Source organism: Kluyvera huaxiensis (assembly GCF_040149365.1).
Lineage (GTDB): Bacteria > Pseudomonadota > Gammaproteobacteria > Enterobacterales > Enterobacteriaceae > Kluyvera > Kluyvera intermedia_A.
This window is the reverse complement of sequence record NZ_JBEFLV010000005.1, coordinates 1-14137: the sequence shown is the minus strand read 5'-3', so window position 1 is coordinate 14137 and position 14137 is coordinate 1. Positions and strand designations below refer to the sequence as shown.

Genomic DNA, 14137 nt, shown 5'->3' with positions numbered 1-14137 from the left:
TTAACGTTTACTGATCTGGTCGAAAGTGCCACCGTTAGAGAAGTGATCTTTCTGCGCTTTAGTCCAGCCGCCGAACTCTTCATCAATCGTAAAGAGTTTCAGTTTCGGGAACGCATTTTCATACTTCTTCGCAACCTGCGAGTCACGCGGGCGGTAGTAGTTCTTCGCCGCAATTTCCTGGCCTTCCGGCGAGTAGAGGTACTTCAGGTAGGCTTCGGCCACCGCAGTAGTCCCTTTCTTCTCGGCGACTTTATCAACAACTGAGACGGTCGGTTCAGCAAGGATAGATTCGCTCGGCGTGACGATTTCAAACTTGTCTTTGCCCAGTTCGTTAGTCGCCAGCAGCGCTTCGTTTTCCCACGCAATCAGCACGTCGCCGATACCACGTTCAACAAAGGTATTTGTTGAGCCACGCGCGCCGGAGTCCAGCACTTCAACGTTCTTATACAGCGCCTTCACGAAGTCCTGAGCTTTGGCCTGATCGTTGTTGTTGTGGTGCAACGCATAGCCCCAGGCCGCCAGATAGTTCCAGCGTGCGCCACCGGAGCTTTTAGGGTTCGGGGTGATAACGGAAACGCCCGGTTTAATCAGGTCGTTCCAGTCGTGAATCTGTTTCGGGTTGCCCTTACGGACCAGGAACACAATGGTGGAGGTGTACGGCGCGGAGTTATCCGGCAGACGTTTAATCCAGTTCTTATCGATACGGCCGCGTTCAGCAATGGCATCAACGTCATAAGCCAGCGCCAGGGTCACCACATCCGCATCAATACCGTTGATGACGGAAGTCGCCTGCTTACCGGAACCACCGTGCGATTGGCGGATAACAACATTATCGCCAGTCTCTTTCTTCCAGTGCGCGCTGAAAGCCTTGTTGTACTGATCGTACAGCTCACGTGTCGGATCGTAAGACACGTTAAGTAACTGAATATCCTTAGCCAGTACGCTGGTGGAAGCCAGCAAAAGAGTTAACCCTACGCCCCACTTGTTCATCGCCCGCTCTCTTATCTGTTGTGTTGTAATGAGGCTAGCCTGCCAGAAATCGAACCGATGATTAAAGAATAAAAAAAGATTGATTATGCAGTTTTGAAATATAAGAGGGCGGATATTACGTCGAGGCGCGTTTGCGCGAATTCACTCAGCGGGGAAGATCAGGTGGGGAGCTTCCCCAGACCGCAAAAAAACGGCCCAGGGAGAGATGGAATCACACTTCTTCCATGCGACCCAGCAGCGCTTGCAGACGATCCTGCCAGCCATTCTGCTGTTCTTTCAGCTGGCCATTTTCACGCTCCAGCTCTTCACGGTTATGCTGCGCAGCCTGAACGTCCTGCTCCAGCGTATTGTTCTTTTCTTTCAGCTCTTCGATTTCCATCTGCAACAGCGTGATGGTATCAATCGCCTGCTGAACTTTTGCTTCCAGTTTCTCAAACACTTCTAATGACATCGTCCTATATCTCCTGATCTTGCAAGGCGTTGATATCGTCCCGGAACCCCGGCGACGCCTTAACCCAAATAAGCGCACGGCTTGTGGTCGATTGTATGAAGCCCCGTCGCCCCTGTCCAGCGCCAGAGCCTGTAGATTGCGGTTGTCCGCAATTTTCGGCCTGGTCCTGGCCTGTTTGCGCACATTCCCGTTCGATTGTTAACGAATTAGCGAATCGAATGTTTCCGCCTTCACACTTTTTGCTCTGGAAACGGACATTATTTGGCGCGAAAACGCTCATTTCTTGACGAGGTACACACATTTTGATTTCGATATTTCTCGTTTACGCTCGTTAACGATAAATTAACACTATGCCTACATGGCAACGTGAGCGTCATGAATGCTCATGCATACAATAATCATCAAATTGTCTTCAGGATTCCGATTATGAGCCAGACATCGACCTTAAAAGGCCAGTGCATCGCAGAGTTTCTTGGTACCGGGTTGTTGATTTTTTTCGGCGTGGGGTGCGTTGCGGCGCTTAAAGTAGCGGGCGCAAGTTTTGGGCAGTGGGAAATCAGCATCATTTGGGGTTTGGGTGTGGCAATGGCCATCTACCTGACCGCAGGTGTGTCTGGTGCACATCTTAATCCCGCCGTCACCATCGCCCTTTGGCTATTCGCTTGCTTCGACGGACGTAAAGTTGTGCCATTCATTGCCGCCCAGTTTGCTGGCGCATTCTGTGCCGCCGCGCTGGTGTACGGACTTTACTACAACCTTTTCTTCGACTTCGAACACACGCACAATATGGTGCGCGGCAGCGTCGAAAGTCTTGAACTGGCTGGCATTTTCTCTACCTATCCGAATCCGCATATCAATTTTGTGCAGGCCTTCGCGGTAGAAATGGTGATTACCGCTATCCTGATGGGCGTGATTCTGGCGCTGACCGACGACGGCAACGGTATTCCACGCGGGCCGCTGGCACCGCTGCTGATTGGCCTGCTGATTGCGGTTATCGGCGCCTCCATGGGGCCACTGACCGGATTTGCGATGAACCCAGCGCGTGATATCGGGCCAAAAGCCTTCGCCTGGCTGGCAGGCTGGGGCGACGTTGCCTTCACCGGCGGCAAAGATATTCCTTATTTCCTGGTGCCGCTGTGTGCGCCAATCGTTGGCGCCGCACTGGGCGCATTCAGCTATCGTAAGCTGATTGGCCGCCATCTGCCGTGCGACACCTGCGAGGTTGAAGAGCCAAAAGCGGCCGCCAGCCAAAATCAACACAATGCTTCGCTGTAATCTGACTACGGAACGTTCATTATGACTGACAAAAAATATATCGTTGCGCTCGACCAGGGCACCACCAGCTCACGCGCCGTCGTTATGGATCATGACGCCAACATCGTCAGCGTGTCACAGCGCGAATTCGAACAAATTTACCCTAAGCCAGGCTGGGTTGAGCACGACCCAATGGAGATCTGGGCAACTCAGAGCTCAACGCTGGTTGAAGTGCTGGCAAAAGCGGACATTAGCTCCGACGAAATTGCCGCTATCGGCATCACCAACCAACGCGAAACCACCGTAGTGTGGGAGCGTGAAAGCGGTAAACCCATCTACAACGCCATTGTCTGGCAGTGCCGTCGTACGGCGGATATCTGCGAGCAACTCAAACGTGACGGCATGGAAGAGTACGTACGCAGCGCCACCGGCCTGGTGGTTGACCCGTACTTCTCCGGCACCAAAGTGAAGTGGATCCTCGACCACGTTGAAGGCTCCCGTGAGCGCGCTCGTCGCGGCGAACTGCTGTTCGGCACCGTCGATACCTGGCTGGTCTGGAAAATGACTCAGGGCCGCGTGCACGTTACCGACTACACCAACGCCTCGCGTACCATGCTGTTCAACATCAACACCCTCGAATGGGATGACAAGATGTTGGAGGTGCTGGACATCCCACGCGCCATGCTGCCAGAAGTGCGCAAGTCATCAGAAGTGTACGGTCAGACCAATATTGGCGGTAAAGGCGGCACCCGTATTCCTATCTCCGGCATCGCCGGTGACCAGCAGGCGGCGCTGTTCGGCCAACTGTGCGTCAAAGAAGGGATGGCGAAAAACACCTACGGCACCGGCTGCTTTATGCTTATGAACACCGGTGAGAAAGCGGTAGCTTCCAGCCACGGCCTGCTGACCACTATCGCCTGCGGCCCGCGCGGTGAAGTGAACTATGCGCTGGAAGGCGCGGTGTTTATGGCCGGGGCGTCCATCCAGTGGCTGCGCGATGAGATGAAGCTGATTAGCGACGCGTTCGACTCCGAATACTTCGCCACTAAGGTGAAAGATACCAACGGCGTGTACGTGGTGCCTGCATTTACCGGCCTCGGCGCACCTTATTGGGACCCGTATGCGCGTGGGGCGATATTCGGTCTGACCCGCGGCGTGAACTCTAACCACATCATCCGTGCAACGCTGGAATCCATCGCTTACCAGACGCGCGACGTGCTGGAAGCGATGCAGGCAGACTCCGGTATTCGTCTGCACGCCCTGCGCGTAGACGGTGGCGCGGTAGCCAACAACTTCCTGATGCAGTTCCAGTCCGATATCCTCGGTACCCGCGTAGAGCGTCCGGAAGTGCGTGAAGTCACAGCACTCGGCGCGGCCTACCTTGCCGGTCTGGCGGTTGGTTTCTGGCAGAACCTCGACGAACTACAGGAAAAAGCGGTAATTGAGCGCGAGTTCCGTCCGGGGATTGAAACCACCGAGCGTAACTTCCGCTACAGCGGCTGGAAGAAAGCGGTGAAACGCGCATTAGCGTGGGAAGATCACGAAGAGTAAACCGTTTTGCCTGATGGCGACGTATAAACGTCTTATCCAGCCTACAATACCGATTCGTAGGTCGGATAAGCGAAGCGCCATCCGACACACCATCTCCGTAGGGCTGGCAAGCGAAGCGCCCCCGCCAACGGTAAAATAAAGCCGGAGCTATGCTCCGGCTTTTTTATCAGCCAAACATCGGCAGCATCAGGAACAACTTAATCACCAGCGCGTTGACGATATCAATAAAGAACGCCCCCACCATCGGCACCACCAGGAAAGCGGTATGCGATGGGCCGAAACGCTCGGTAATCGCCTGCATGTTGGCAATTGCCGTCGGCGTTGCGCCAAGGCCAAAACCGCAGTGACCCGCCGCCAGCACCGCCGCATCGTAATTTTTGCCCATCAGTCGATAGGTTACGAAAACGGCATACAGCGCCATTGCCAGCGTCTGCACCGCCAGAATAACCAGCATTGGCAGCGCCAAATCCGCCAGTTCCCAGAGTTTCAGGCTCATCAGCGCCATCGCCAGAAACAGCGACAGACTCACGTTACCCAACACCGATACCGCACGTTCAAAGACACGATAAAAGCCCACCATCGCCAGACCGTTGCTGAGGATAACCCCAACAAACAGCACGCAAACGAACGTCGGCAGTTCCAGCGCGCTTCCGGCCAACAGTTGCGCAATCACCCTCCCTAACGTCAGACAGATAGCGATAAGCGCGATGGTTTCAATCAGCACCAGCGAAGTAATCACTCGCCCAACGTCCGGTTTTTCAAACGCCGTAGGGACTTCCTGGTCATCCGGGGTACCGTTCGGGGACGATGAGTGTTTTACCAGGTAACGCGCAACAGGACCGCCAATCAACCCACCAAGAACCAGACCAAACGTGGCGCAGGCCATCGCCACTTCGGTGGCATTGCTAAAGCCGTAGCGCTCAATGAACAGCTTACTCCACGCGGCACCAGTACCGTGCCCGCCCGACAGCGTAATGGAGCCAGCCAACAGACCCATTAGCGGATCCAACCCCAGCAACCTGGCCATTCCAATACCGAGCGTGTTTTGCAACAACAGCAACCCTACGACGACAATCAGGAAGGTGCCGACCACTTTCCCGCCCGCGCGCAGGCTCGCAATATTGGCGTTAAGACCGATAGTGGCGAAGAACGCCAGCATCAACGGGTCTTTCAGCCCCATATCAAAGTCAATTTCCCAGCCCATGCTTTTCTTGAGCACCAGCAGCGCCAGGGCTACCAGCAGGCCGCCCGCAACGGGTTCAGGGATAGTGTATTTCTTCAGGAAGGGAACGCTCTGGACCAGCTTTCGTCCGAGCAGCAACACCAGCGTTGCGGCAACGAGCGTCGATAGGGTATCGAGATGAAACATAAATGCAGCTCCTTACTAAACGCATGATCCATTCATACGCGACAAATTTCCGATGTCGTGATGGCCTCATCATGAGGCTTCGGCCGAAAGTGTAAGCAAGAACGGTAGGAAAATGATAGAAAAAGGTTTTTTCCTCATTAATTTTGTTAACTCCTCCCATTAAATACACGCAGGTTATACGGGTATTTTCCGCAATAATTTCCCCCCAATGAAAGCAACCGATTGCTTTTACCGGCCAGTCCGCTAAAATCGCCACTTTTCCATCACGGGATTGCCAGAAGAGATGTCCTCTAACACCCTCGATCAAGCCGATGCGCAACCGGTTGCGCAGAAGCAGAACAGCGAACTAATTTACCGTCTGGAAGACCGTCCGCCGCTTCCACAAACGCTTTTCGCCGCACTCCAGCACCTGCTGGCGATGTTTGTTGCGGTGATCACCCCCGCGCTGCTGATTTGTCAGGCGCTGGGTCTGCCAGCCGAAGATACCCAACACATTATCAGCATGTCGCTATTCGCCTCCGGTGTGGCATCTATTATTCAGATTAAAGCCTGGGGCCCGGTAGGCTCGGGTCTACTGTCTATCCAGGGTACCAGCTTCAACTTTGTCGCTCCGCTGATCATGGGCGGCACCGCGCTGAAAACCGGCGGCGCTGACGTGCCAACGATGATGGCGGCGCTGTTTGGTACGCTGATGCTGGCAAGCTGCACCGAAATGGTGTTATCCCGTGTTCTGCACCTGGCACGCCGCGTGATCACCCCGCTGGTCTCAGGCGTGGTAGTGATGATTATCGGTCTGTCGCTGATTCAGGTCGGCCTGACGTCTATCGGCGGCGGCTACGCGGCAATAGCAAACAACACCTTTGGTGCCCCTAAAAATCTGCTGCTGGCGGGCATTGTGCTGGCCATCATTATTCTGCTTAACCGTCAGCGTAACCCTTATCTGCGTATTGCCTCGCTGGTGATTGCCATGGCGGCGGGCTACCTGACAGCCTGGGCTCTCGGCATGCTGCCGGAAAATACCGCGCCAACCAATAGCAGCCTGATGATGGTCCCGACACCGCTGTACTACGGGTTAGGTATCGACTGGAACCTGCTGCTGCCGCTGATGCTGGTGTTCATGATCACCTCGCTGGAAACCATCGGCGATATCACCGCGACCTCCGACGTCTCCGAGCAGCCGGTTTCTGGCCCGCTGTACATGAAACGCCTGAAAGGCGGCGTGCTGGCTAACGGCCTGAACTCCTGTGTTTCTGCGGTATTCAATACCTTCCCGAATTCATGCTTTGGGCAGAACAACGGTGTGATTCAGTTGACCGGCGTCGCCAGCCGCTACGTTGGTTTTGTGGTGGCGCTGATGCTTATCGTGCTGGGCCTGTTCCCGGCGGTGAGCGGTTTTGTGCAGCATATTCCAGAGCCGGTACTCGGCGGCGCCACGCTGGTGATGTTCGGCACCATCGCCGCATCCGGCGTACGCATCGTCTCCCGTGAGCCGCTGAATCGCCGCGCGATCCTGATTATTGCGCTGTCACTGGCCGTCGGCCTTGGCGTTTCTCAGCAGCCGCAAATCCTCCAGTTCGCCCCGGACTGGCTGAAAAACCTGCTCTCTTCCGGCATTGCTGCAGGTGGGATCACGGCGATTATTCTGAACCTGGTGTTCCCGCCAGAGAAAGAGTAAACCCGACGCGGCAGTGGTCATCGCCACTGCCGCTGACATCGAATAATACGAATCCTGCCTTGAGGATTGCGCATAAATCATGCATAACAGGTTTATGTGCCCTTCTCAGGACGGAAGATCATGAAATTTCTTGGAAAGCTCATTATCTGGCTGCTGATCGCCCTGCTATTGGTGATTATGGCCTTCTATTTTTTGCTGCAAACGCGCTGGGGCGCCCGTCAGATTAGCCACTGGTTAACCGACAACACCGCCTATCAGGTCACGTTTGATGCGATGGATCATCGCTTCTCTTCGCCTTCACATATCCTGCTGAAAAACGTCACCTTTGGCCGCGACGGCAAGCCCGCCACGCTGGTCGCAAAGGACGTCGATATCGGCCTGAGTTCGCGCCAGATAACCGACCCGCTGCACGTCGATACGATTTTATTGCAGGACGGCACGCTAAACCTCTCTCCTTCTAACGCACCGCTGCCGTTTGCCGCCGATCGCCTGCAGCTGAAGAATATGGCGCTAAACAGCCCAGAAACCGGCTGGGAGCTGAGCGCACAGCGCGTTTTTGGCGGCGTGATACCATGGGCACCGGTCGCGGGTAATGTACTGGGCCAAAAAGCGCACATCCAGATGAGCGCAGGTTCGCTGCTATTAAACGGTATTCCGGCGACTAACGCGCTGATTGAAGGCGATATCAACGGCGGCGAAGTGATGCTGACGACCGTTGGCGCGGATATGGCGCGCGGTTCGTTGACCGGGAATGCACGACGCAACGGCGACGGCAGTTGGGTGGTGGATAATTTGCGCCTCAACGATATCCGCCTGCAAAGCGACAAGTCGCTGCTCAACTTCCTCGCCCCGCTCACTACCGTGCCATCTCTGCAAATTGGCCGTCTCGACGTGACCGATGCCAGCCTGCAAGGCCCGGACTGGGCGGTAACCGACCTGGATCTAAACTTGCGCAACCTGACGCTCAGTAACGGCGGATGGCAAAGCACCGACGGCAAAATTTCCCTGAACGCCAGCGAGTTTATCTACGGCTCATTGCATCTGCTCGACCCAATTCTGAACGCCGAGTTCTCCGAGCAGGGCGTTGCGCTGCGCCAGTTCACCTCCCGCTGGGAAGGCGGCATGGTGCGTAGCTCCGGCAACTGGTACCGCTCCGACAATGCGCTAGTGCTCGACGATACGGTATTCGCCGGGCTGGAATATACGCTGCCGCAAAACTGGAAAACGCTGTGGATGGAGCCGCTGCCAGCATGGCTGCAAAGCGTGACGCTGAAAAAATTTGGCGCCAGCCGCAACCTGGTGATTGATATCGACCCGGAATTCCCGTGGCAGATCACCGCGCTAGATGGCTATGGCGCCAATCTCCAGTTGGTGAAAAATGGCCAGTGGGGAGTATGGAGCGGTAGCGCAACGCTGAACGGCGCGGCGGCAACCTTCAACCGCATCGACGTGCGTCGCCCATCGCTAGCGCTGAACGCTGATGCCTCGAACGTCAACGTGACGGAGCTGAGCGCCTTTACTGAAAAAGGCATTCTTGAAGCCACCGCTACGGTATCGCAACAGCCGCAGCGTCACACCAGCGTGACCCTCAACGGGCGCGGCGTGCCGCTCAACATCCTGCAACAGTGGGGATGGCCGCCGCTGTCGATTGACGGCGACGGTAATATTCAGCTCACCGCCAGCGGCAGCGTGCAGGCAAATGCCCCGCTCAAACCCACGGTAAATGGGCAACTGCATGCGGTGAATATGAATAAACAGGAAGTGACGCAGCAGATGGTCGGCGGCGTGGTTTCTGAGACGAAGTAGCGGGCTGAATTAAGGGGGAGCGTGCGTGCTTCCCCTCACCCCAGCCCTCTCCCAAAGGGAGAGGGAGCAAACCATTCAGCGCACAAATCCCAACTCCTGCACCAAACGACTTCCTCCCATGAACCATCCCCGCCAGCCGCACAACACCGTCCCACTCAAAGCAACAGGGGGGGAGACTCGCCCACTAGCCGCACAAAACTGTCCCCTCTCCCCCACGGGGAGAGGGTTAGGGTGAGGGGGAGTCTTCGGATTTAAAGCGTCACTATCAGCTCATTACCCTGCGCAGTCACCACCACGCCCAGCTCGCTACCCGCCTGAGATCCCCCCTGCACGCCAGCTACCTGCTGGATATTGCGCAAGCACAGCGTCCAGCCAGTTGCCTTACCATTACCCTTCACGGTAATGACATTGCCCTGGCGTTTGGCGCTCAGCGTAAAGGCCACAGAGCCTTCCAGCGCCGGTACTTCGCACACTGCTTCACGTCCGTCCGCCAGCTGGAACAGCTGGAATTCAGTGCCTTCGTGCCAGGCATAGTCAGGCTTCTGGTTGTTGTTACCCAACGCCAGCAGGGTGTTATCGCGGACATAAACCGGCAGGCTCATAAAATCATGCTGCTGTTTATGCCAGCGGCTGCCCTGTACTTCATCGTTATGCCACAGGTGCGTCCAGCGGCCTTCCGGCAGGTAGAACTGCACGTCGCCTGCTTCGGTGAAGACCGGCGCAACGGCCAGGGAATCGCCCAACATGTACTGTCGGTCGAGATAATCACAGGCCGGATCGTCCGGAAACTCCAGCATCATGGCGCGCAGCATTGGCGTGCCCTGTTCATTGGCTAACGCCGCCTGGCGGTACAGGTACGGCATCATGCGGCACTTCATTTCAGTGAAGAAACGCACCACGTCGCAGGACTCGCTGTCGTACGCCCATGGCACACGATAGGATTTGCTGCCGTGCAGGCGGCTATGGCTGGAGAACAGACCGAACGCGCACCAGCGCTTGTACACATCCGCCGGCGCGGTGTTTTCGAAGCCGCCGATATCGTGGCTCCAGAAGCCAAAGCCAGAGAGACCAATCGACAGGCCGCCGCGCAGGCTTTCCGCCATCGATTCGTAGTTGGCGTAGCAGTCGCCGCCCCAGTGCACCGGGAACTGTTGGCCGCCCACCGAGGCCGAGCGGGCGAACAGCACCGCTTCTTTCTCGCCGAGCGTTTCTTTCAGCACGTTCCACACCATTTCGTTGTAGATAAAGGCGTAATGGTTGTGCATTTTCTGCGGGTTGGAGCCATCAAACCACTGCACGTCGGTCGGGATACGCTCGCCGAAGTCCGTTTTGAAGCAGTCAACGCCCATCGCCACCAGCTCTTTCAGTTTGTCGGCGTACCACGCGCAGGCTTCCGGGTTGGTGAAATCATAAATCGCCAGCCCCGGCTGCCATTTATCCCACTGCCACAAAGAACCGTCCGGGCGTTTAAGCAAATAGCCTTTCTCTTTCAGCTCTTTGAAAATCGGGGATTTCTGGCCGATGTACGGGTTTATCCATACGCACACCTTCAGCCCTTTGTCTTTCAGGCGCTGAATCATCCCTTTTGGATCGGGGAAGGTCACCGGATCCCATTCGAAATCGCACCACTGGAAGGCTTTCATCCAGAAACAGTCGAAGTGGAACACGTGCAGCGGCAGGTCACGCTCGGCCATGCCGTCGATAAAGCTGTTCACCGTCGCTTCGTCGTAGTTGGTGGTGAACGAAGTCGTCAGCCACAGACCGAATGACCAGGCCGGCGGCAGCGCCGGACGCCCGGTGAACTGGGTGTAGCGGTTCAACACCTCTTTCGGGGTGGGGCCGTCGATGACGAAGTATTCCAGATGCTCGCCTTCCACGCTGAACTGCACCTTGGACACCTTCTCAGAGCCAATCTCAAAGGAGACGTTTTCCGGGTGATTCACCAGCACGCCGTAGCCGCGGTTGGTCAGGTAGAACGGGATATTTTTGTAGGATTGCTCGGTACTGGTGCCGCCGTCTTTGTTCCAGGTTTCAACGTTCTGACCGTTGCGCACCAGCGCGGTAAAGCGCTCGCCAAGGCCATACACCGTTTCGCCAACACCCAGATCCAGGCGCTCGAACATGTAGTTGCGATTATCATTAGTGTCCTGCACGTAGCCGTTGTTTTTCAGCTGGCTGCCGGTGATACGCACGCCGTTTCGCAGGAAATCTAATGCCCAGAACTCACCTTTGGTGACGCGAACGCTGAGGTTGCCGCTTTTCAGCTCGGCAAATTCAGCGGTGTTCTGCATCTCCACGTGCACATCCTTCAGCACGTTCAGCGGATAGTTCGGCCCGGTCTCCAGCGCGCCCTGGAAGTGCTCGATACGCACCCCGATAACCCCTTCCTGTGGCGAGAACAAGCGCAGGGTAAACAGAGGCGTATCCAACTGCCAGGTGCGTTCGCGGACATCACGTGGCGCCACGTACACCACCATCTCATTGCAATGCTGTTCAACGTCAAACACCTGAACAGGTTGAATTAAATTCAGGCCCGGTTGGATCAGCCAGTTTCCATCACTGATTTTCATAGCTCGTCCTCTTAATTCTCTAAAGATTGCTTCATGGATACGTTTTCAAAGTCCTGCTGATTGCGGTGCGCGCCCTGCGACAGTTCGGCCATCATCTTGACCAGGAACGGCGTTTTCAGGGTGTAGAAGCGCTTCGCCACCACAGCGCTCAGCAGGTAGCAAATAGCCGGTACGATAGTAAACAGGGCAATAATGATGCTGATGGTGGCTGGGTTTTGCGTAGTTGCCGCAGCGTTGTAGCCGCCGCCTGCCAGCATCCAGCCAATCATTGCGCCGCCCAGCGCCAGGCCCAGCTTCAGCACGAACAGCGTGCCCGCAAAGCTAATGCCGGTGAGGCGTTTGCCGTTACACCATTCGCCGTAGTCGACGGTGTCGGACATCATCACCCACTGAATCGGCGTCACCAGCTGGTGCAGCACGCCAATCACGAAGATGAAGGCGAACATCAGCACGCTGGCGTTCATCGGTACAAAGAACATCGCCAGGCTCAGCACCGCCAGGATGGCGTTGGTCCACCAGAAGACGCTCACTTTGCATTTCCAGTCGGTCAGCGGTTTAGCCAGCGCCGAACCTATCAGGTTGCCGACGCAGTAGGTGGTGAGGAAGGCGGTAAACAGCGCCGGTGAACCCAGAATCCAGGTGACGTAGTACATCATCGCACCGCCGCGTACGCAGACCGCCATAATGTTGAGGATGGTCAGAAGGCCGACGATACGCCATTGGTCGTTTTGCCAGATATCGCGTAGGTCTTCACGCATCGAGTTGTTGGTTGGCGGCGCTTCTACTCGCTCTTTGGTGGTGAAGAAACAAAAGGCCAGCATCAAAAAGGCAATCACTGACAGCACCGCAATACCGCCCTGGAAGCCCAGCGCTTTGTTCTCGCCGCCAATCAAATTCACCAGCGGCATCATCAGCACGGTAGAAAGCATTCCGCCCGCAGTCGCCAGCACGAAGCGCCAGGACTGTAGGGAAATGCGTTGCGTTGGGTCGTTGGTGATCACCCCGCCCAGCGCGCAGTAAGGAATATTGACCACGGTATAGAACAGAGTCAGCAGCGTGTAGGTGACGGCGGCATAAATGAGTTTGCCGTTGTAGCTAAGATCCGGCGTGCTGTAGGCCAGCACGCAGACGAGGCCGAACGGCAGCGCGCCAAACAGCACCCACGGGCGGAACTTACCCCAGCGGCTGCGCGTACGGTCAGCCAGCAGCCCCATGCACGGGTCGGAAATGGCGTCCAGCGCGCGCGCCAGGAGAAACATAGTGCCAACGTAACCTGCGGGTATACCGAAGATATCGGTATAGAAGAACATCATGTACAGCATGACGTTATCGAAAATAATATGGCTGGCAGCGTCGCCCATGCCATAACCGATTTTCTCTTTGGCAGATAATACTTCAATCTTCATCTTGCAAACCCCTTTGCACCGAGCCCACGCCGGAACCGGTTACCGTTTTGTAAACCATCCACGCCATAAGGTGAATTGCGATATCTCGTTATCAAATTACGTTTCTTAATTTCTGTGATCTGGGATGGCGGATAGAGTATGTCTAAGTGTAACTTACGGAATTTATAGAGATTTCTAGCCACACCGTGCGAGGGATATAAAAAAGATGGTGAAAAATGTAAGTAAAGATGTGGTAACTGCTTGAAAGTAGCTATAATGCGCCCCGCCTCCATGTAGCAATCGAGGCGCGGAAGATCGTCGTCTCCGGTGAGACGATTGGTTCCTAATTCCAGTGGTAGCCGCCAATGGCTCCCGGCAGGTTCGACTCCTGCGATCTCCGCCAAAATTCGCTACGCTTCCAGCTCTCTTCTTCCTTGTTCGTTTGCCGTTTAGTCGCTGAATTTTCCCTAACCAACGCTAATTGCCCATCCTGCTGCAGTTAAAACACATCGCTACTGTCCCGCTTCGTTTACGCCGTACACCAGCGCGGCCAGCGGCTGAAAAAGCGTCGTCTGAGGTTGGCAGATAGGGTTAAAAACTGGGCGATTTAGCGGAGAATTTCGGGAATCGTCGGAGTCATGACGAGATAATGAGCATGAGTGGAGAACGCTACCCAGCAGCGTAAAAAGGTAACCTCTGGAAAAGGAAGGGTTTTATCCGTATACCCGTCGCATAACGCCATTCAGGCAAGAAATAATATGCCGGGGGGGATGTGGTAAATGATTGAAAGTAGCTATAATGCGCCCCGCCTCCATGTAGCAATCGAGGCGCGGAAGATCGTCGTCTCCGGTGAGGCGGCTGGACTTCAAATCCAGTTGGGGCCGCCAGCGGTCCTGGGCAGGTTCGACTCCTGTGATCTTCCGCCAAAATTCCTCCGCAGTCATCCGAAAACGTCTAAAAATCCTTTATTTTCAATATATATAGTAAATCAGGTGATGCTGCCAACTTACTGATTTAGTGTATGATGGTGTTTTTGAGGTGCTCCAGTGGCTTCTGTTTCTATCAGCTGTCCCTCCTGTTCAGCTA

General features: G+C 55.5%; 9 protein-coding genes and 2 tRNA genes. 6 read left to right on the top strand and 5 right to left on the bottom strand.

Annotated elements, in window-relative coordinates:
* Positions 1–990 carry a sulfate/thiosulfate ABC transporter substrate-binding protein Sbp gene (gene sbp, locus ABOC97_RS06870; protein ID WP_349595569.1) on the bottom strand — a complete coding sequence of 330 codons (990 nt, stop codon included), beginning with the start codon at positions 988–990 and terminating at the stop codon, positions 1–3.
* Positions 991–1201: 211 nt separating this feature from the next.
* A complete protein-coding gene (zapB, locus tag ABOC97_RS06865; RefSeq protein ID WP_062775906.1) occupies positions 1202–1441 on the bottom strand; it encodes a septal ring assembly protein ZapB in 240 nt (79 codons plus the stop codon).
* 426 nt (positions 1442–1867) lie between these two features.
* On the opposite strand from zapB, the gene ABOC97_RS06860 reads away from it, so the two are divergent.
* Together ABOC97_RS06860 and glpK are read left to right on the top strand one after the other, a co-directional pair.
* The gene (locus ABOC97_RS06860) at positions 1868–2716 is read left to right on the top strand and encodes an MIP/aquaporin family protein (protein WP_349595566.1); all 849 of its coding nucleotides are present in this window, start codon (positions 1868–1870) and stop codon (positions 2714–2716) included.
* A gap of 21 nt (positions 2717–2737) precedes the next feature.
* Positions 2738–4246, top strand: coding sequence for a glycerol kinase GlpK (glpK, locus tag ABOC97_RS06855; protein ID WP_234503757.1), 1509 nt, complete (start codon positions 2738–2740; stop codon positions 4244–4246).
* A 166-nt stretch (positions 4247–4412) separates the two neighbouring features.
* Here the strand turns inward: glpK and gltS are convergent, their stop codons facing one another.
* Positions 4413–5615: a sodium/glutamate symporter gene (gene gltS, locus ABOC97_RS06850; protein ID WP_349595562.1), complete on the bottom strand. Its 1203-nt coding sequence runs from the start codon at positions 5613–5615 to the stop codon at positions 4413–4415.
* A gap of 283 nt (positions 5616–5898) precedes the next feature.
* Here gltS and ABOC97_RS06845 point away from each other — a divergent pair, with 283 nt between their 5' ends.
* The gene (locus tag ABOC97_RS06845) at positions 5899–7290 is read left to right on the top strand and encodes a nucleobase:cation symporter-2 family protein (RefSeq protein WP_349595559.1); all 1392 of its coding nucleotides are present in this window, start codon (positions 5899–5901) and stop codon (positions 7288–7290) included.
* Positions 7291–7410: 120 nt separating this feature from the next.
* Positions 7411–9096, top strand: a complete 1686-nt coding sequence (locus ABOC97_RS06840; protein ID WP_349595557.1) for an AsmA family protein — start codon at positions 7411–7413, stop codon at positions 9094–9096.
* 251 nt (positions 9097–9347) lie between these two features.
* Here the strand turns inward: ABOC97_RS06840 and yicI are convergent, their stop codons facing one another.
* Together yicI and ABOC97_RS06830 are read right to left on the bottom strand one after the other, a co-directional pair.
* Complete coding sequence (gene yicI, locus ABOC97_RS06835) at positions 9348–11666, bottom strand: alpha-xylosidase (RefSeq protein WP_349595554.1); 2319 nt, start codon at positions 11664–11666, stop codon at positions 9348–9350.
* Positions 11667–11677: 11 nt separating this feature from the next.
* Positions 11678–13072 carry a glycoside-pentoside-hexuronide family transporter gene (locus ABOC97_RS06830; protein WP_349595551.1) on the bottom strand — a complete coding sequence of 465 codons (1395 nt, stop codon included), beginning with the start codon at positions 13070–13072 and terminating at the stop codon, positions 11678–11680.
* A gap of 288 nt (positions 13073–13360) precedes the next feature.
* Here ABOC97_RS06830 and ABOC97_RS06825 point away from each other — a divergent pair.
* Positions 13361–13454: transfer RNA gene (locus ABOC97_RS06825), tRNA-OTHER, on the top strand.
* Positions 13455–13882: 428 nt separating this feature from the next.
* Positions 13883–13977: transfer RNA gene (locus ABOC97_RS06820), tRNA-Sec, on the top strand.
* The last annotated feature ends 160 nt before the right edge of the window (positions 13978–14137 follow it).